We start from the raw sequence: 18,876 nt of genomic DNA, 5'->3' as shown, positions 1-18,876 counted from the left end.
CATGAAGAAGTTATTATTAGCTTGCACCTGCGCAACATTACTGGTATCCTGCGGACAAAATTCAGCCGAATACAAAAAGCTGAAGGCAGAAAACGATTCTCTGAAGATAGAGAATATGAAATCGACCAGCGAGATGAATGAAATCCTGACTACATTGAATGATGTAGAGGCAGACATACAGTCTATCCGCGATGCTGAAAACTATCTGAATCTACAGCAACAAACAGGTGGCGAGTTCAGCAAAAGTAACCGCGAACAAATCAAGCAGAACATGCAGCTGATCAGTGAGACACTGAAAAAGAATAAAGAAACGATCAGCCAGCTGGAAGACAAGCTGAAAAAAAGCGGTATCCAATCGGCAGCCCTGAAGAAAACGATCAACCGTCTTTCCTCCGAACTGGACCAGAAGGCAACGATGATCGTCGCCCTGCAGGAAGACCTGGCAAAGAAGAATGTCCGCATCCAGGAACTGGACGAAATGGTATCTTCCCTGAATGAAGATGTCGAAAGCCTGGCAACAACTGCTGCCGCCCAGTCTGAAAAATTAGGCGAACAGGATAAGGCACTCAACACGGCCTACTATTGCTTCGGTACGGGAAAAGAGTTGAAAGACCAAAAGATCCTTTCCGGCGGTGGCCTCTTCTCTAAATCAAAAGTATTACAAAGTGGCTTCAACAAAGATTATTTTATCTCTGTCGATATTCGCGAAGTGAAGGAAATCCCTCTATTCGCAGCTAAAGCCAAACTGAAATCCAACCATCCGGAAGGTTCTTACGAATTCGTAAAAGACGAAGACGGTAATCTGACATTGAATATCACAGACCCGAAAACATTCTGGAGCCTGGGTAAATATCTGGTTATTGAAGTAGGATAATGAAATACAAAAATCTCTTTATAGATCTGGACGATACCCTTTGGGATACGTACCATAACAATAAAAAATGCCTCGAAGAGCTTTATACCGATCACCACTTTGACCGGTATTATGCCTCCTTCGAGGCTTTCTTCGCTATCTATTGGCCGCACAATGAACTGTTGTGGAAGCAATATCGCGCAGGAGAGATCGACCGTCAAACGCTTATCATCGACCGCTTCCGTTACGTGCTTCGTCCGCTGGGTATTGAGGATACCCAATCGGTGCTGGCTGTCAATAATGATTTCCTGCAACGTACGACAACCAAGACCGGACTGGTCCCCGGAGCGATCGAGTTGCTGGAATATCTTCGCCCCTCCTACCGCATGTATATCTTATCGAATGGTTTCCGTGAAGTACAGGACAAGAAACTGCGCAACTCCGGACTGGCTCCCTACTTTACCCGGATGATCCTCTCGGAAGATGCCGGTATTCAGAAGCCTCATAAGGGTATTTTCGATTTTGCCCTGATCAATACCAATTCCCGACGCAATGAAACGCTGATGATCGGCGACTGTTTCGAGGCCGACATATTCGGCGCCCACCAATCACGGATAGACCAGCTTTGGTTCAATCCGCAGGATCTGCCACCTCAGGAGTTTACCCCTACCTATACAGTTAAACGTCTGGAGGAAATAAAAGGGATATTATAGACCTTTTTCAGATGACAGATGACAAGTGACAGTTGGACTTCACAATCGAATATAGAAAAAGGTAAAACCTCCAAAGAAAAAGTTTACGTCTTTTTCAGAACAGGTAGGCAGCCATTCCGGAACGGGTAGGCAACCATTTCAAATGAGTGCCGCAGCGATTTTTCATGACTGCAGCAACTACTGGAAATGACTGCAACAGCTACCCGAAATGACTTCTACAAGCGAGATCCATAAAGTCACGTTTCAGCCTTCAGTCACTTCTCCGGATTGATTTACAAAGCATTATTCTGAAAGGAGAAAAAACGCGTCATCATATTTTCACCCTTCAGGATTGAGCCATGATTATCAAAGAGAGTGAGCAACTGAAGGCTGAAATGTACATAATAAGTTCTCGTATGTAGCAGGTAAGTAACTATCACCATTAGCACATTAGCTTATTGGCATATTATCCCCTCTCCTTAAAATTCCGACGTAAAATGGAACTTGATATCCGGGAAATCCTGTTGTGCCATGGTCAGTACATAACCGGAATCGGCCAGATAAACATCACGGCCTTCTTTGTCAAGCGCCATATACTGCGATTTACGCTTCTTGAAATTATCCAAAGCGACCTGATTGTCACTTTCAATCCAGCAAGCTTTATAAAGACTGATTGGTTCCCATTTACACTGGGCACCATATTCATGTAACAAACGGTACTGGATTACTTCAAACTGCAATTGTCCGACCGTACCGATAATCTTACGGCCATTGAACTGGTTGGTAAAGAGCTGTGCAACCCCTTCGTCCATCAACTGTTCGATCCCCTTATTCAACTGCTTGGCTTTCATCGGGTCGGCATTTTCAATGTATTTGAACATCTCCGGCGAGAAGCTGGGCAACCCCTTGAAATGAAGCTCTTCACCGGCAGTCAGCGTATCGCCGATCTTAAAATTACCCGTATCCGGCAAACCGATGATGTCGCCTGCAAACGCTTCGTCCACCGTTTCTTTCTTCTGTGCCATAAAAGCAGTCGGACTGCTGAAACGCAGTTGTTTACCGAAGCGAACATGTTTATAAGGAGCATTACGTTCGAAACGACCGGAACAGATCTTTACGAAAGCAATACAACTGCGGTGATTCGGGTCCATATTCGCGTGGATCTTGAAGATGAAACCGGTAAAGTTATCCTCTTCCGGCTCAACGACACGTTCTACCGCCTGGATAGGACGGGGAGACGGTGCGATCTTGATAAAACAATCCAGCAGTTCCTTCACACCGAAGTTGTTCAGGGCAGAACCGAAAAAGACAGGAGCGATGTCTCCCCGCAGATACGTATCCACATCGAACTCCGGATAAACGCCTTCAATCAGTTCGATATCTGCACGAAGCTTTTCGGCCAGCGTATCGCCGATATGGTTTTCCAGTTCCGGGTTGTTTATATCGTTGAACTCGATCTTCTCCGTCACATACTGTTTACTCGGCGTGTAAAGGTCGAGTTTCTGCTCATATATATTATATACCCCTTTGAAACGCTGTCCCATATCGATCGGCCAGCTTAAAGGGCGTACGTTGATATGCAGTTCTTCTTCAATCTCATCCAGAAGATCGAAAGGATCTTTACCGTCACGGTCCATCTTGTTGACAAACACGATCACCGGCGTTTTGCGCATACGGCAAACTTCCATCAACTTACGGGTCTGTGCTTCCACACCTTTGGCAATGTCGATCACGATAATTACACTGTCTACGGCAGTTAACGTACGGAAAGTATCTTCGGCGAAATCCTGGTGACCGGGAGTATCGAGGATATTTACCTTATGATTGTCATAGTCGAAAGCCATCACAGAGGTTGCAACGGAGATTCCACGTTGTTTTTCTATTTCCATCCAGTCGGAGGTAGCCGTCTTTTTGATCTTATTGGATTTTACGGCACCGGCCACATGGATCGCACCACCGAACAACAGCAGTTTTTCCGTTAATGTGGTTTTACCGGCATCCGGGTGGCTGACAATAGCAAACGTTCTTCTTCTTTTAATCTCTTCTGAATACTGACTCATTTTTATATCTTTATTTTATTTCAAACAGGGTTATGAACAGAGTTATCAACATACTTATCAACATATCAACAGGGTTATCAACACCCTACAATTTATTCATGCAAAGGCGAAGGCTCTCTTCCCAATGCGGGATAGCGACACCGTATGTTTCTTTTATCTTTCTCTTATTCAATACACTATAGGGAGGACGTACGGCCTTTGTCGGATAATCTTTCGTTTCGATCGGCAAGACACGGCAATCGATCCCGGCGATCTGAAGGATCTTCACTGTAAAATCATACCAACTGCAAACACCCTCGTTCGAGAAATGATAAATACCCGGTACGAAAGCGTTCCGCTCATCGGATGTCACCACCGCCAGCATGGCAGCTGCCAGGTCACCGGCATAAGTCGGCGTCCCGATCTGGTCGAAGACAAAGCCTAACTCATCGCGTTCTTTACCCAGACGGAGCACAGTCTTCACGAAATTATTACCGAACTCGGAATATAACCAGGCCGTACGGATAATAACCGCATCGGGACAAACCTCCTGCAGTATCTCTTCACCGGCGAGTTTGGTACGACCATAAGCCGAAACCGGACGAGTGGCATCTGTTTCCACATAAGGGCGGTAACCCGTTCCGTTAAATACATAATCGGTAGAGACGTGGATCATTTTAGCTCCGGCTTCGTGCGCTGCTTCCCCCAGTACACCGACTGCAAAAGCATTGATGCGGCGGCACAGGGCTTCATCTTCCTCTGCCTTGTCGACAGCCGTATAAGCGGCACAGTTCAACACATAATCAACCCGGTTGTCCTTGATCATTGCCCGCACGGCAGCAGGGTCCGTAATGTCCAATGTATCGACATCCGTAAAAAGGAAATTGTATCCTGAATAGTTCTTTGCCAGCAGGCGGATCGAATTGCCCAGTTGCCCGTTGGCACCGGTTACTAATAATGTTTTCATTTCATTAATCTTCTAATTTCAAATCACCGTTCATATCTTCACGATACTTCTCGGCCAAAAGAGCCAGGAAAGAACTGATCTGTTTGATCGCCTCCTGTGTTTCCGAACTGACGGTTTTTCCCTGCATACGAAGAAGCAGATAGCCATAGATTGCGTTAAAACAGGTTTCCAGTTCCGGTAAATCTTCACCCCCGGACTTTGCCCTAAGTTGTACTATATAAGGAAGCGTTTTATAATAAGCCGCCCCGTAAACCATTTCTTTCGGGGATTTCAGCAATCGCAGGTGCAGGTCGGTCAGGGCAATGATCACATTCTTATTCAACTGAATATGTCCTTTTTCCATGACTCCTTCGCTACGCATCATATCGATCAGTTCTTCATACCATTTGGCTATCTCCTCTTTCACTTCGTCCGGTTGATCGTATTGGGCGATCACCGTCCGGCGGATCGAATCGAGATCAAACTGATTGGCACGTATCAGGTCTTCCACCTGCCACATGTATAATAAATACTCGGCTATATTTTCTTTTCTTTTTTGTCTCGCTATAATCATAGCTACAAAGATACACTATATTCAGATATCGCCCGATAAAAATCGGCATCTTTAACACCTAACTGGCGGCATGCCAGGCGCGCTGCGTTCAGATTCGTCAGAAAATAGTTGTCCGGTATCCGTATCGGGAAATCTCCGTAACGGGTCTGCAGGAAAGTAGCCCCGTCTTTTTCGATCACCGGATGCTGGCCGTAAGAAATGGCGGTAATGTCTTCACGCACCTCTTCCGCCAACTGTCTCACAGCCGGATCGCCTTCAAAATAGATCAGCTTGCCGGAACGTTCGATCAGGGTTATGAAGTTCCTGAACGTACCGTAATAAGCATCCGGACTGTCATGGTCTGTTTCCGGTGTCCATGACAGATTGGTCAGTATGGCAATATGAGGACGGTAAAATTCCAGTTGAAAACGTTTTTCCAATGCGGATGTAACATGCTCATCCCCTTCGATCAGGGCTATACGTGCTTCATAGCTCATATGTACCCGATTCGGCAACAAAGGGATTTCGCTGGTCAGGGCATAATCGAAGGCCAGTTTCTGTCGCTGAAGGGCATAAATGATCATCGAGATAATTGTTTTCTTTCCACGGCTTCCCGCAACAACTACCCGAGTCTTCTCTTTGGTTCGCTGAAAAATGAATTCAGGTATAGAGAGAATTAATAACCCCAATTCCTTAGCTTTTATCAGTTCCGGGTTATCCTGCTTGACAGTAGCGCCCAAAACGACAAAATTATTATCCTTTGTTAATCTCTCCGGAAACCAACCGTCTCCATGACATGTACAACCTGCGGCGTGTAGCTTTGCTATCACTTCCTCTGCTATACCGTCACCTGAAACACTCACGTCATATCCCTTTTCATGAATAGCCAAAGCCAAATCAAGCACAAGAGGTTCGGTCACGGAGATTAAATGAACTTTTCGCATCGCTTAGATTTTGTCGCAAATGTACACATTTTCATTAAGGTTCACCATAACAGTAATAGAAAAAACATGCTTATATTTGACACAAAAAAAGTGAAATGAATATACAGATAATCGATACCGGGTACTTTTATGCAGATGGCGGAGCCATGTTCGGAGCTATTCCTAAAACGGCATGGAGCCGGCGTTATCCGAGTAATGAAACGAACGGCTGCGTCCTGGCGATGAGAAGCCTGCTACTATCAAACGTTCCCGAAAAAGTGGTCCTCATCGATACCGGAGCAGGCACAAAACATCTCAAGCAACTGGGATATTATAACTTCTTCGATCTTGTCGACCTCGGGGAAGAATTACACAAACGGGACATTTCACCGGAACAGGTAACGGATGTCGTTCTCACCCATCTGCATTTTGATCATTGCGGCTACTCGACCCTGAAAAATGAAGAGACCGGAGAAATCTATCCGGCTTTTCCCAATGCAACCCACTGGGTCAGCCGCAGACAATGGGAGAATTTCCTCCACCCGAATGCATTGGAAAAGGATTCTTATTTTATTGAAAATATGCAGGCGATAGCAGACAAGGGGTTGTTACGCCTTATCGATACCGATACGGAACTTTGTCCGGGTATAGACCTGCGTCTTTTCGACGGACACACACCAGGACAGATCGTTCCTTATATCCGGACACCCGAACAGACCTTTGTCTTTGCCGGCGATGTGATCCCGCTGGCTGCCAGCGTTTCTCCGGAATGGATATCTGCTTACGACACATTTCCGGTCACTTCTTATCAGGAAAAAATACGCCTACTGGAAGAAGCAGCCCTCGAAAGGCAAGCACTCATTTATTGCCATGATGCGTACATCAAATGCAGTACAGTAAAAAAAGTAAAAGACTTTTTCAAAAAGGATAAAACGATAGAAACACAGTAACTTCGTCGATTAAGAACGAGAATTATATCAGGTATAAAATAAATCACTATCTTTGGAAACAATCTCTAAGACAGATCATAAATACAAGAAAAAAACAGTATCATTTATAACTTTTTACGACGCATGAATAAACTAAGCAAATTAACGCTGCTTTGTGCAGCTTTTGCGGGAATGATGGCATGTTCCGACGGAAAAGTCGCTAAAGGCGATTACGGAATTATCCCACTTCCCCAGGAAGTTTCCATCACCAATGGAGGCTCTTTCGTATTAACGCCTTCTACTTCTATCATTTACCCCGAAGGGAATGATCTGCTAAAACAAGCTGGCGAATTTCTGGCTTCTTATATTAAAGAAGCAACCGGTTATGCCCCGAAAGTGGCTACGGCAAAAAGCTCAAAGCCGATCCATCTTTCGATTGATAAAAGCATCTCCAATCCGGAAGGTTACCGACTGACAGTTACTCCCGAAGGCATTGAACTGGCCGGAGCGACCGAAGCCGGTGTTTTCTATGGCGTACAAACTTTACGCAAGTCGATCCCCGCAGTTGCCGAAGGCATGAATATAGAACTTCCGGCTGTCACGATCAACGATTATCCCCGTTTTGCCTATCGGGGTATGCACCTGGATGTTTCCCGTCATTTCTTCCCGGCTGACTCTGTCAAAAAGTACATCGACATACTGGCTTTACATAATATGAACACTTTCCACTGGCATCTGACAGACGACCAGGGATGGCGTATCGAGATCAAGAAATATCCGGAACTTACAAAAATAGGTTCTCAACGCAAACAAACCGTGATCGGACATAACTCCGGCGAATATGACGGCAAACCTTACGGTGGTTTCTATACCCAGGACGAGATCCGTGATGTGATCGCTTATGCCAAAGAACGTTTTATCACGATCATTCCTGAAATCGACCTGCCGGGACATCAGCAGGCTGCGTTGGCTACTTACCCGGAACTGGGTTGTACAGGCGGTCCGTATGACGTATGGCAACAATGGGGAGTTTCAGAAGATGTGATCTGTGCAGGAAATGAGAAATCAATGCAGTTCCTGGAAGACGTACTCTCGGAAGTGATCGACCTGTTCCCGTCCGAATACATCCACATCGGCGGTGACGAATGCCCGAAAATACGCTGGAAAACTTGTCCGAAATGTCAGGCAAGGATTAAAGCGGAAGGCATTAAAGGAGATAAAAAACACAGTGCAGAAGAATATCTGCAAAGCTCCGTGATCTCGCAAATGGAGAAATTCGTGGAAAGCAAAGGCCGCCATATTATCGGCTGGGACGAGATTCTGGAAGGCGGTCTGGCACCGAATGCCACCGTTATGAGCTGGCGCGGAGTGGATGGCGGCATCGAAGCGGCCAAACAACATCACAATGTGATCATGACCCCGAACACTTACCTTTATTTCGACTATTACCAGTCTACCGATACGGAGAACGAACCGATGGCTATCGGTGGTTATCTTCCTCTGGAACGGGTTTATTCACTGGAACCAACTGCCGGTATCCCGGATGAATATAAAAAATACGTGATCGGCGTACAGGCAAATCTCTGGACCGAATATATCCCGACCTTCTCACAGGTTGAATACATGGTTATGCCTCGTATGGCTGCTTTGGCTGAAGTGCAGTGGACCGATCCGAGTAAGAAAGAATATCAGAGCTTCCTGCCCCGTCTGGTTCGCATGACCAAGCTGTACGACCGTCTGGGATACAATTATGCCAAGAATATCTTCGATATCCATGCCGAATTCACCACTGATACGGAAAACGGCGAAGTCGTTGTCGATCTGTCTACAATGGGTGACGGCGATATTTATTATACACTGGACGGCAGCGAACCGACAAGTGCAAGCAATAAATACGATACACCGGTAAGGATCAAAGAAAATGCAACGATAAAAGCCGTTGTGGTACGTCCTGCAGGTAACAGCCGCGTATTCTCTGAAAAGATCACCTTCAGCAAATCGACAGCAAAGCCGGTTACCTTGCGGGTTGCTCCGAGCAGAGGGTATGAGTTCAAAGGCGGTCCTGAAATGACAGACGGCCTGACAGGTGATACGAACTATAAAACCGGACGTTGGCTGGGCTTCCAGGGGAAAGACCTGGATGCTGCTATCGACCTGAAACAACCGGTCGAAATCAGCCAGGTGGCTTTCAATACCAATGTGGTGAAAGGCGACTGGATCATGGGAACAGCAGGAGTTACCGTTAAGGTTTCCGAAGACGGAAAGAACTTCAAAGAGGTTGTATCCAAGACAATCCCTTCATTGAAGCAATCGGATAAAGACGGCATCTATCCGCAGGAAGTTACTTTTGCACCGGTTAAAGCCCGTTATGTAGAAGTGATTATCAAGAGTGACAAGCTGCCGGCATGGCACGGTGGCGCAGGCAATCCAGCCTACCTGTTTGTAGACGAAATTATTATTCAATAGGGTACTATCAACACAGAGCCGGTTAAAGACTTACCTCTTCCCGACGTAAGCTTTAACCGGCTTTTTTGCTTAAAATCCACACTGGTTTCATGCGAAGGACAATCATCACACTAAGCTTCCTCTTATACTTCTTCACACTGGCAAGTTCCAAAAATCAAGATGACCAGGAATATATTCTTGTTCTGAACTCCGTCAATTTCGATGAAGCCTGGACTAACGGAATCTATCAGTCTATCTGCAAATCATTCGACGAGTCGCCATACGCAGTCAAAGCGGAAGAGTTGATGGTCCCGACCATTGCAAACGCAGAAGAAGCTGCGGCCAAAAGAAATTCATTACTGGAAAAATTCCCCCAGTGTCCCAAAGTCGTTGTCTTCATAGGCGATCCCGGATGGCTGGTATGCCGTCCGTTATTCGATGACGAGTGGAAGGATATCCCTATCCTGATCTGTTATTCACGTGAATCAATGCCCGCCAGTCTGGAGAATCTCCTTTCGCGGAACCTATCCGACCGACAACTCGTACCTGCCGGCCAACTTATGAAAGGTTATAATATAACGGCTTTATACCAACCCTTTTATATCCGGGAAACTCTTGAACTCATGCAACATATACAACCGGATATCAGGAATATAGCTTTCATATCCGACAACCGTTATATCAGCCTGTGCGCACAAAAAGAAGTCGAACAGACTATGTCGACTCATTTTCCTTCTCTGAAACTGCACCTTCTTACCACTACCCGGCTTTCCACCGAACAATTACTCGACACGATCTCGCGTTATAACAAAGAAACCGGTATTTTATATTATTCCTGGTTTTCGAAACATCTTCAAAACAAAGACAATTACCTGAACGACAATATACAACGGGTCGTTTACGGATTTTCCCATTATCCGGTCTTCACCATCGCAGACCAGCAAGTGGAAACCGGTTACTTTGCCGGAGGACATTACATCTCGTTATCCGACTTCAGCCACGAAACGACCCGTACGTTACAGAAAATAATCGAAGGTATTCCTGCCCGCGATATTCAGCCGCATCCCGGTGGTAAAGCACGAACTTACCTGAACTATCCCCATCTGAAATCACACAATACCGACAGCAACCTCTATCCCGGGGATGCAGTCTATTACCAGCGTCCTCCCAATTTCTATGAACGGAACAAGCTGGCTATGATCAGCATCGCCGCTCTTTTCTGCGCCATGATCGTCATCCTCGTCATGAGACTTCGTTTCTACTGGCAAAAGCGCCAGCAAAAAATACGCGAGTATGAACTGCTCGCCGGTTTCAGACGTATGATAGACAATATGCCGGTCATTTATATCCGTCAGCGAATCATCTCTAACGAAAAAAGGGAACCCAACGATTTTATTTTCGTAAATATCAACCGGGCTTATGAGAAGTTTTTCGGCTGTTCCCGCGAAGAAGTGATAGGTAAACGTTTTTCACAGATAAAACAGAAGTTTCCTAAACTCCAGTTCATAGATAATATGGGAATCAACCACAGCGGCCTATTTCCAGTAGAAGACAAAGAAGGAAAAACCTCTTTCTTCGATGTATTGATTTTTCCGGACACAGAAAATGTGGTCGATATATTCTGCATCGACAAGACGGAAGCCCAGCAGAGCCTGAACCTACGCAAAAAGATAGAACAGGAAATCCGCGAACGTGAAAAAGCGGAGGAAGCGAACCGCCTCAAGTCCGCCTTTCTGGCTAATATGAGTCATGAAATCCGCACTCCGCTAAACGCAATCATCGGTTTTTCCAATCTGCTCGCCTATGAAGAGAATCAGGAAGAAAGAGAAGAGTTCATCCGGATCATCGAGAATAATAATGAACTATTGCTCCGGCTGATCAATGACATACTCGACCTGTCCAAAATAGAAGCGGGAACACTCGAATTTACTTATTCCGATGTAGACCTGAACAGTCTATTAACGGAAATAGAGCAAAGTTACCATATCCGTAACCGGCATCCGGAAGTTCAAATCTCTTTTGAGGAACGTTTACCTCAGTGTATCATCCATACGGAGCGTAACCGCCTGACCCAGGTCATCACCAATTTATTGAACAACTCCATGAAGTTCACCACCCGGGGAAATATCCGTTTCGGTTACCGGCAAGAAGGTAAGATGCTGCGTTTCTATGTAGAAGATACCGGCTGCGGCATTCCTGCCGATAAAATAGATTCGGTATTCGGACGCTTTGTTAAACTGAATAATTTCCAGCAAGGTACCGGGCTCGGACTTTCCATTTGTAAAACGATTGTTGAAAAACTCGGCGGAGAGATCGGTGTGGAGTCGACGGAAGGAGAAGGTACTTTATTCTGGTTTACAATGAAAGTTGAATAAAGACAAAAGCCATCCGGTGAAATAAATTAGATACCTTTGCGTCAAATATCTAATTTTATTCGCCATGAAAAGAAATATATTACTTTTAGCGGCGATCTGTTCCTGCTATAATCTGTTTGCCGAAGAGGTAATCGTAAAACAGTTCAGATACGCCGGCCCCTATGAAGTTAAAAAGCCGTTCCTGCAAGACAGCCTCGACGTAAACAGCAAGAAATTTACTGAAAAAGAGTTACTGAAAACATCCGTTCCGTTCAACAATGTCCGCCAAAGTATGCAATTCCTGGAGGTAAATGCCAGCGGGGAAAGTATGCTACCGGACAATAACCAGGCCTGTCATATCGGACTGGCTTCTTTCTATCTGAACAGCGACCGGTATGTAAAGGGTTCTTTGCAGATAAAAGGACCGGAAACGTATGAGGTTTATATAAATAATGAAAAGCAGACACCTTCGGATGGAAAAGTGGCACTGACACTTGAACCTCACCGGTATGAAGTCATTATCAAATATCTGTCGGAAAAAGAAAAAACAGGCTCTCTGAAAGTCTCTTTCGATACGGAATCGGAAGCTGTCGTTACAGCAACAACCGATCCGGAAAAAAGATATACCATCAGCGATGTGTTCGACGGAACACGTATACGTTCCGTCAATCTCTCCCCTAACGGAAAATATCTGCTGACAGCTTACCAGACCACTTTCCCGGGTGGTAAAACCGAATCATACCAACAGGTTACCGACCGGGCCAGCGGACAAGTCCTGATGGAAAGTAACTCCATTAATTATAACTGGATGCCTCAAAGCAACCGTTTGTATTATACCCGTAACGGCTTGCAAGGGAAAGAACTGGTAAGCCTCGATCCTGTTACGAAAACGGAGAACATACTTTCCGTCAACTTACCCGACGGATGGTTCGTCTTCTCCCCAACCGAAGATTATCTGCTCTTCAGTGTATCTGAAGAAGGGCCGAAAAAGGATCAGGATATGGAAGAAATCCTGGTTCCCGACGACCGTCAGCCGGGATGGCGCAACCGTTCCTTCCTGCACAAATACGATCTGGCGACAGGGGTTTTCGAGCGCCTGACTTACGGACATAATTCGACTTCGCTCAACGACATCTCACAAGACGGTCGTTATCTGTTATTCACCAGCCACGAACGGACACTGACCAAACGTCCTTTCAGCATCACGACGCTTTACCGCATGGACCTTCAAACCATGCAAACAGAAGCGTTACTGAAAGATCCGTTTATCAATTACGCCTGCTTCTCTCCCGATGGTAAACAATTGGCTATCGCAGGTTCAGGCGAAGCTTTTGACGGCATCGGATTGAATATCGCACCGGGACAAACCTCCAATACGGCTGACGGGCAACTATTTATCTATGATCCCGATAGCAAACAAGTGACTCCCGTAAGCAAGGATTTTAACCCGTCCATCCAGTCTTTTACCTGGAACAACCATAATAAACAGATCTATCTCCAGGGAGAGGATAAAGATTGTGTCCGCCTCTATGTGCTCGATCCGTCTAATGGCAAGATCAAACCTGTCCCGTTAAAAGAAGATATTCTCTCGGATTTTACGATAGCTACATCGGCTCCGGAGCTGGTTTATTTCGGAGAAAGTGCTTCCAACTCGCAACGTCTTTACGCTGTTGACCTAAAGAAGAATACGACTGCCTGCCTGAAAGACCTCTCCAAAGATATACTCAAAGATATCACGCTGGGTGAAGTACATGACTGGAACTTTAAGGCAGCGGCAGGCGATACGATTTACGGACGCTATTATCTACCTCCTCATTTCGATCCGAATAAGAAATATCCGCTGATCGTCAACTATTACGGTGGAACAAGCCCAACAGAACGCTCGCTGGAGAACCGTTATCCGTCACATGTGTATGCGGCATTAGGGTATGTGGTTTATATCATCCAACCCAGCGGAGCAACAGGATTCGGACAGGAATTTTCGGCACGCCACGTCAATGCATGGGGAAAACGCACGGGAGACGAGATCATTGAAGGAACAAAAAAGTTCTGTACAGAGCATCATTTCGTAGATGCCAAGAAGATCGGCTGTATCGGAGCCTCCTACGGAGGATTCATGACACAATATCTGCAAACGAAAACAGATCTGTTCGCTGCAGCGATCTCGCATGCCGGTATCAGCGATATTACAAGTTATTGGGGAGAAGGGTACTGGGGCTATTCATATAGCTCGCTGGCAACAGCTAACAGTTATCCCTGGAATGCCCGCGATATTTATGTAGAGCAGAGTCCGTTGTTTCATGCGGATAAAATCAATACACCGCTCCTGTTCCTACACGGTTCTATCGATACGAATGTACCGATCGGAGAAAGTATTCAGATGTTCACTGCCTTAAAGTTATTAGGAAAAGAGACAGCCTTTATACAAGTAACAGGACAGAATCATCAGATATTCGATTATAAGAAACGTGCCGAATGGAATAACACGATCTTCGCCTGGTTCGCCAAATGGCTGAAAGAACAGCCGGAATGGTGGGAGGCGTTATATCCTGCTAAATCCTTATAAAAAGAGAGCCCCTCAGGCCACAGTCTGAGGGGCTCTTTTTATAAAATATATTGTTACGTTACACTATCCCACGCATCCGGTCTTCGAAAGCTGTCAGCGCAGCCTTCGCTCCTTCGCCCATCGAAATGATGATCTGTTTATAAGGAACAGTCGAAACATCACCCGCTGCATAAATACCCGGAACGCTTGTCCGGCAATGGCTGTCGATCACGATCTCGCCCGGCCGGTTCGTATCCACCACCTCACGGAAAGCACCGCTATTGGCAGCCAGACCGATCTGAACGAATATACCATCCAGCCCGATCGTACGCACTTCATCCGTCTGACGATCCTTTACACGGATACCGGTCACTTTCTCACCGTTACCCACGACTTCCATAGTCTGTGAGTTCATGAATATCTCCACATTCGGCAGACTTCTCAGTTTATCCTGCAATACCTGATCGGCTTTCAGCGCATCGGCAAATTCCAGGACAGTCACTTTCGAGCAGATACCTGCCAGGTCGATAGCCGCCTCGATTCCCGAGTTACCTCCACCCACTACAGCCACATGCTTTCCTTTATAAAAGGGTCCGTCGCAATGCGGGCAAAAAGCAACACCACGTCCGATATACTCTGCTTCGCCGGGAACATTCAGACGGCGCCAGCTTGCCCCGGTCGCAACGATCACTGCGGGTGCGATCAATTTCTCTCCGGTCGAAGTGGTCAATATTTTATCACGGCCCTCCACTACCACATTTTCTACCCGGCGATGTTCGAGGATATCGATCGGATAATCTTTCATATGCGACATCAGGTCGAGTGCCAGTTGCTGACCGGTCGTCTGGGGAACGGAAATCATATTCTCAATACCCACCGTCTCCTTTACCTGACCGCCTACACGATCCGCCACGACTGCCACATTCAACCCTTTACGCGCCGTGTAAATAGCAGCTGCACTACCGGCAGGGCCACCGCCCACAATGATCACATCATAGTTCTTTTCTACTACAGGCAGGTCTGTTTCTTTTACGCCATACTGAGCTTCCAACTTACCGAGCAGTTCGCCGAAATCACCCCTACCCACATGGATCAGTTTGCCGTCGGCAAAGACAGAAGGAACACCCTGCACTTTCATGGCTTCCACTTCTTCCTGATTGATCGCTCCGTCCACCATCTCATGTGTGATTTCCGGGTTCAGCGTAGCCATAGCATTCAGAGCCTGTACTACGTCAGGACAGTTGGTACAGGTCAGAGAGACATAAGTTGTCAGCTTGACCGGACCGTTCAAAGCTTTCACGCGGTTGCAGATACTTTCGTCGGGAATATTCTTTCCTTTCCCGTCACTATTCAGAAGCGCCAACAGCAGAGAGGTAAATTCATGTCCATTGGGAACACCACGGAATTTAATACCGGTCTTTTCCCCATTTTTCAATAAAGAAAATTCCAGTCCTTCTCCGTCGGTTACCTGTACGGAAATCTTATCGGAACAGTCTGCCACATCGTTCAGCAGCTCCAATAGTTCCTTGCGGTTTTCGTGTTCAGGGGATACCTGAACATCAAACATATATTCGTTCGTCAGTCCGGCAAAAATACCGGATAACTGATTTTTCATTGAAGAGTCTAACATTATTAAAATCCTCCTTATTATTAGTTGTTTATTCTTTGATAGCTTCGAGCTATCCTATTATCAAATGAACCTGTAACTAAGTCTGCCTCAAAGACAAAAAAGGCCGACAATATGTTGCCGGCCTCCAGTTTTACTATTAGATCTTACCGACCAGATCGATGCTCGGTTTCAATGTTTCGCCGCCTTTTTTCCATTTAGCGGGACAAACTTCACTCGGATGTTCAGCGATGAACTGAGCAGCTTCTACCTTACGAAGCAGTTCGTCTGCATTACGACCGATACCGTTATCGTTGATTTCAGCCAATTTGATCTTTCCTTCCGGATTTACCAGGAATGTACCACGGTAAGCCATACCGTCTTCTTCGATCATGACACCGAAAGCACGGCTCAATACGCCTGTCGGGTCAGCCAACATCGGGTATTTGATCTTACGGATCGTTTCAGAAGCATCGTGCCATGCTTTGTGTACGAAGTGTGAATCTGTACTTACAGAATAAACTTCTACACCCATAGCCTGGAACTGGTCATATTTGTCAGCCATATCTACCAACTCGGTCGGACAAACGAATGTAAAGTCAGCCGGATAGAAAAAGAAAATGGCCCATTTACCTTTGATATCGTCGCTGCTTACTGTTTCGAACTTACCGTTATGGTATGCCTGTACTTTGAACTCGGGTGCTTGTGAATTGATAATAGGTTCCATAGAATTTTTATTTTAATCGTTATTACTATTTTGTTTTGTTTCTGATGCAAAGATAAGTTGCCGGTTCGAGGTAAGAACAAAAAATCCAATCGAAAGGTTTTATGCCCTCATAGACAAAATCTTTGGGTATCAGTATTTCAGAGTTATTAACAAGTGGATTCAATCCGGCCAGCACAGGCTCTCACCCTTGATTTTCGAGGTTTCGAACTCCAGAGTGGCATGATGTATACCAACATGTTGAAGCTCGTGTTTGATCTCCTGTTTGATGCGTTCCATATCAGACAGATCGTTGATCGAGACATGCGCGGTCAAGGCTGTTTCAGTCGTGCTGATCGCCCAGATATGCAAGTGACGGACACCCTGTACACCTTCCACGGCATGCATAGCCTTTTCCACCTTTTCAATATCGGTCCCGGCAGGAACGCCGTCGAGCGAAAGACGTAAGCTGTCACGCAACAATCCCCAAGTAGAATAGATGATGACTAAAGCTATGATCAATCCGATAACCGGGTCGATAATAAACCATCCTGTATGTGCAATGACAATCCCGGAAATAACGACTCCGACAGACACCAGCGCATCCGCCGCCATATGCAGATAAGCCCCTTTCACATTCAGGTCTTTATCCTTATCCTTCATAAAAAGCCATGCCGTAACTGCATTGATAACAACCCCAATCCCCGCAACCCAGGCGATTGCATCTCCTTCTACCGGACGGGGATGAAACAGTTTCGTTATGCTCTCAGCTATAATAATGCCGACAGCGACCAACAGAATGACCGCATTTAGCAGGGAGACCAATACCGTGCTTTTTTTATACCCATAGGTATAACTGGCCGTCGGATGTACCTTTGCCAGCCGGAAAGCCAGCATAGCCAGTACCAGGCTGGCGACATCCCCCAGGTTATGTCCGGCATCGGATAGCAAACCGAGCGAATTATACCAGAAGCCCGCAGCAAACTCGGCTACAACAAATGCCAGGTTCAGGGTAATACCGATGATAAAAGCTTTATTCAAAGAGGTTATTTCGTGATGATGGTCATGATGATGTTGTTCCATATTCATTCTTACTTTTATTTGAGTAACAAAATGAAACAAAACTATGTTTTTCCTAGCAATAAAAATCTACCTGATTGTAGGTAAAATGTCACACAGTTTTATCCTCCGGTCTTTGGATTTCGTTATCTTTGGACACAAAGCAAACTAAAAGAAAAAGAATATGAGAAGAATAAGTTTTTTCATTTTTTCGGCAGGTGCACTACTAACCTATATGGCCGGTTTGACAGCATGTGGCCTGGCAGGAAGACCTATAGCTCAATCAGCTCCTGATAATAACCCCAGTTATAAAGTCGAGTATCTATTCGAACATGATGGTTGCAAAGTATACCGGTTCATGGATATGGGGAATTACGTCTATTTCACCAACTGTCAGGGAGACGTAACGAGTATCGAGAACGACAGCATCCGTATCGTTAACAAAATCCGTAGACAACCGGTAAAAATTCACAGGGAACGGATTGAATAGGGTCACACGGTAATACCCTGTTTCTTAAATATCTCTTTGGCATTTGCCAGACGTTCGGCAGACAGAGGTTCCACGTCTTTTAATTTGTATTCGATTCCTTGTGCTTCATATTTATAAGCACCCATTGTATGATAAGGCAACAGCTCTGCTTTCTGCACCATTTTATAGCGGCTGATATATTCAGCCAGTTTATTCAGCGCATCGTCATTATCAGTCAGTCCGGGAACGATGACATGGCGGATCCATACAGGAACACCGCGTTTCTCCAGTTCATCCAGGAAACGTAACGTATTATCCAGCTTCACTGCCGTTAACCGGGGATGTAATTCGGGATCGATCGTTTTTATATCCAGCAGGACCAGGTCGACATAATCCAACACTTCCAAAGCTTTCGGTGTACAGATATAACCGGAAGTATCCAATGCCGTATGAATACCGGCTTCCCGGCAAAGACGGAAAAAAGCGGTAAGGAATTCAGCCTGCAACAAAGGCTCTCCTCCGGTGACAGTCACACCACCTTTAGCTATAAAATTTTTGTAGCGCAAGACTTCCGCCAGAAGTTCTTCCGGTGACAATTGGTATTTAGCACCTCCCCGGCTGTCCCAGGTATCCGGATTATGGCAATAGAGACAACGAAGCGGACATCCCTGCATAAAAACGACGAAGCGAATTCCGGGTCCATCAACTGTACCGAAACTTTCTAAAGAATGAATTTTCCCCTCCATAAGCAGATGACAAG

Annotated in this window: 15 protein-coding genes; 7 read left to right on the top strand and 8 right to left on the bottom strand. The window is 45.8% G+C overall.

Annotation, left to right across the window (positions count from 1 at the left end; all coding sequences use genetic code 11):
* The first annotated feature begins 1 nt into the window (after position 1).
* Entirely contained in the window at positions 2-874 is an 873-nt protein-coding gene (locus IEY67_RS09155; RefSeq protein ID WP_122355979.1) for a Cbp1 family collagen-binding glycoprotein adhesin, read from the top strand.
* Positions 874-1,566, top strand: a complete 693-nt coding sequence (locus IEY67_RS09150; protein WP_183671166.1) for a YjjG family noncanonical pyrimidine nucleotidase — start codon at positions 874-876, stop codon at positions 1,564-1,566. Before IEY67_RS09155 ends, IEY67_RS09150 begins: the two co-directional genes overlap by 1 nt.
* Positions 1,567-2,024: 458 nt before the next feature.
* Here IEY67_RS09150 and IEY67_RS09145 read toward each other — a convergent pair whose 3' ends face one another.
* The 4 genes from IEY67_RS09145 to IEY67_RS09130 all read right to left on the bottom strand — a co-directional run bounded on the left by IEY67_RS09145 (position 2,025) and on the right by IEY67_RS09130 (position 6,027).
* On the bottom strand, positions 2,025-3,605 hold the full coding sequence (locus tag IEY67_RS09145; protein WP_122355880.1) for a peptide chain release factor 3: 1,581 nt from the start codon (positions 3,603-3,605) through the stop codon (positions 2,025-2,027).
* Between the two features lie 85 nt (positions 3,606-3,690).
* Entirely contained in the window at positions 3,691-4,551 is an 861-nt protein-coding gene (rfbD, locus tag IEY67_RS09140; protein WP_122376169.1) for a dTDP-4-dehydrorhamnose reductase, read from the bottom strand.
* Between the two features lie 4 nt (positions 4,552-4,555).
* Positions 4,556-5,104 carry a DUF4924 family protein gene (locus tag IEY67_RS09135; protein ID WP_122355884.1) on the bottom strand — a complete coding sequence of 183 codons (549 nt, stop codon included), beginning with the start codon at positions 5,102-5,104 and terminating at the stop codon, positions 4,556-4,558.
* Between the two features lie 2 nt (positions 5,105-5,106).
* Entirely contained in the window at positions 5,107-6,027 is a 921-nt protein-coding gene (locus IEY67_RS09130) for a Mur ligase family protein (RefSeq protein WP_122355886.1), read from the bottom strand.
* A 95-nt stretch (positions 6,028-6,122) separates the two neighbouring features.
* Here IEY67_RS09130 and IEY67_RS09125 point away from each other — a divergent pair, with 95 nt between their 5' ends.
* The 4 genes from IEY67_RS09125 to IEY67_RS09110 all read left to right on the top strand — a co-directional run bounded on the left by IEY67_RS09125 (position 6,123) and on the right by IEY67_RS09110 (position 14,300).
* On the top strand, positions 6,123-6,956 hold the full coding sequence (locus tag IEY67_RS09125; RefSeq protein WP_183671167.1) for an MBL fold metallo-hydrolase: 834 nt from the start codon (positions 6,123-6,125) through the stop codon (positions 6,954-6,956).
* A gap of 123 nt (positions 6,957-7,079) precedes the next feature.
* Positions 7,080-9,401, top strand: a complete 2,322-nt coding sequence (locus tag IEY67_RS09120; protein ID WP_183671168.1) for a glycoside hydrolase family 20 protein — start codon at positions 7,080-7,082, stop codon at positions 9,399-9,401.
* An 89-nt stretch (positions 9,402-9,490) separates the two neighbouring features.
* Positions 9,491-11,755: a sensor histidine kinase gene (locus tag IEY67_RS09115; protein ID WP_183671169.1), complete on the top strand. Its 2,265-nt coding sequence runs from the start codon at positions 9,491-9,493 to the stop codon at positions 11,753-11,755.
* A 64-nt stretch (positions 11,756-11,819) separates the two neighbouring features.
* A complete protein-coding gene (locus tag IEY67_RS09110; RefSeq protein ID WP_183671170.1) occupies positions 11,820-14,300 on the top strand; it encodes a S9 family peptidase in 2,481 nt (826 codons plus the stop codon).
* A gap of 58 nt (positions 14,301-14,358) precedes the next feature.
* Here IEY67_RS09110 and ahpF read toward each other — a convergent pair whose 3' ends face one another.
* The 3 genes from ahpF to IEY67_RS09095 form a co-directional block, all read right to left on the bottom strand.
* On the bottom strand, positions 14,359-15,909 hold the full coding sequence (ahpF, locus tag IEY67_RS09105) for an alkyl hydroperoxide reductase subunit F (RefSeq protein WP_183671171.1): 1,551 nt from the start codon (positions 15,907-15,909) through the stop codon (positions 14,359-14,361).
* Between the two features lie 136 nt (positions 15,910-16,045).
* Positions 16,046-16,612, bottom strand: a complete 567-nt coding sequence (gene ahpC, locus IEY67_RS09100) for an alkyl hydroperoxide reductase subunit C (RefSeq protein ID WP_122355897.1) — start codon at positions 16,610-16,612, stop codon at positions 16,046-16,048.
* A gap of 159 nt (positions 16,613-16,771) precedes the next feature.
* Positions 16,772-17,671: a cation diffusion facilitator family transporter gene (locus IEY67_RS09095; RefSeq protein ID WP_183671336.1), complete on the bottom strand. Its 900-nt coding sequence runs from the start codon at positions 17,669-17,671 to the stop codon at positions 16,772-16,774.
* A 160-nt stretch (positions 17,672-17,831) separates the two neighbouring features.
* Here IEY67_RS09095 and IEY67_RS09090 point away from each other — a divergent pair, with 160 nt between their 5' ends.
* Entirely contained in the window at positions 17,832-18,137 is a 306-nt protein-coding gene (locus IEY67_RS09090) for a DUF4884 domain-containing protein (protein ID WP_183671172.1), read from the top strand.
* 2 nt (positions 18,138-18,139) lie between these two features.
* On the opposite strand, the gene pflA is transcribed toward IEY67_RS09090, so the two are convergent.
* Positions 18,140-18,862 carry a pyruvate formate-lyase-activating protein gene (gene pflA, locus IEY67_RS09085; RefSeq protein ID WP_122355983.1) on the bottom strand — a complete coding sequence of 241 codons (723 nt, stop codon included), beginning with the start codon at positions 18,860-18,862 and terminating at the stop codon, positions 18,140-18,142.
* Positions 18,863-18,876: the final 14 nt, after the last annotated feature.

The organism is Parabacteroides faecis, from assembly GCF_014647375.1.
In the GTDB taxonomy this organism is placed as follows: domain Bacteria; phylum Bacteroidota; class Bacteroidia; order Bacteroidales; family Tannerellaceae; genus Parabacteroides; species Parabacteroides faecis.
Note: the sequence above shows the minus strand (reverse complement) of the source record. Positions and strands in the feature narration are given on the sequence as shown.

Excerpts from the sequence above, each read along its gene's own strand:
- IEY67_RS09155 (WP_122355979.1), top strand. The coding sequence starts at position 2 with ATGAAGAAGTTATTATTAGCTTGCACCTGCGCAACATTACTGGTATCC.
- IEY67_RS09150 (WP_183671166.1), top strand. The coding sequence starts at position 874 with ATGAAATACAAAAATCTCTTTATAGATCTGGACGATACCCTTTGGGAT.
- IEY67_RS09145 (WP_122355880.1), bottom strand. The coding sequence starts at position 3,605 with ATGAGTCAGTATTCAGAAGAGATTAAAAGAAGAAGAACGTTTGCTATT.
- rfbD (WP_122376169.1), bottom strand. The coding sequence starts at position 4,551 with ATGAAAACATTATTAGTAACCGGTGCCAACGGGCAACTGGGCAATTCG.
- IEY67_RS09135 (WP_122355884.1), bottom strand. The coding sequence starts at position 5,104 with ATGATTATAGCGAGACAAAAAAGAAAAGAAAATATAGCCGAGTATTTA.
- IEY67_RS09130 (WP_122355886.1), bottom strand. The coding sequence starts at position 6,027 with ATGCGAAAAGTTCATTTAATCTCCGTGACCGAACCTCTTGTGCTTGAT.
- IEY67_RS09125 (WP_183671167.1), top strand. The coding sequence starts at position 6,123 with ATGAATATACAGATAATCGATACCGGGTACTTTTATGCAGATGGCGGA.
- IEY67_RS09120 (WP_183671168.1), top strand. The coding sequence starts at position 7,080 with ATGAATAAACTAAGCAAATTAACGCTGCTTTGTGCAGCTTTTGCGGGA.
- IEY67_RS09115 (WP_183671169.1), top strand. The coding sequence starts at position 9,491 with ATGCGAAGGACAATCATCACACTAAGCTTCCTCTTATACTTCTTCACA.
- IEY67_RS09110 (WP_183671170.1), top strand. The coding sequence starts at position 11,820 with ATGAAAAGAAATATATTACTTTTAGCGGCGATCTGTTCCTGCTATAAT.
- ahpF (WP_183671171.1), bottom strand. The coding sequence starts at position 15,909 with ATGTTAGACTCTTCAATGAAAAATCAGTTATCCGGTATTTTTGCCGGA.
- ahpC (WP_122355897.1), bottom strand. The coding sequence starts at position 16,612 with ATGGAACCTATTATCAATTCACAAGCACCCGAGTTCAAAGTACAGGCA.
- IEY67_RS09095 (WP_183671336.1), bottom strand. The coding sequence starts at position 17,671 with ATGGAACAACATCATCATGACCATCATCACGAAATAACCTCTTTGAAT.
- IEY67_RS09090 (WP_183671172.1), top strand. The coding sequence starts at position 17,832 with ATGAGAAGAATAAGTTTTTTCATTTTTTCGGCAGGTGCACTACTAACC.
- pflA (WP_122355983.1), bottom strand. The coding sequence starts at position 18,862 with ATGGAGGGGAAAATTCATTCTTTAGAAAGTTTCGGTACAGTTGATGGA.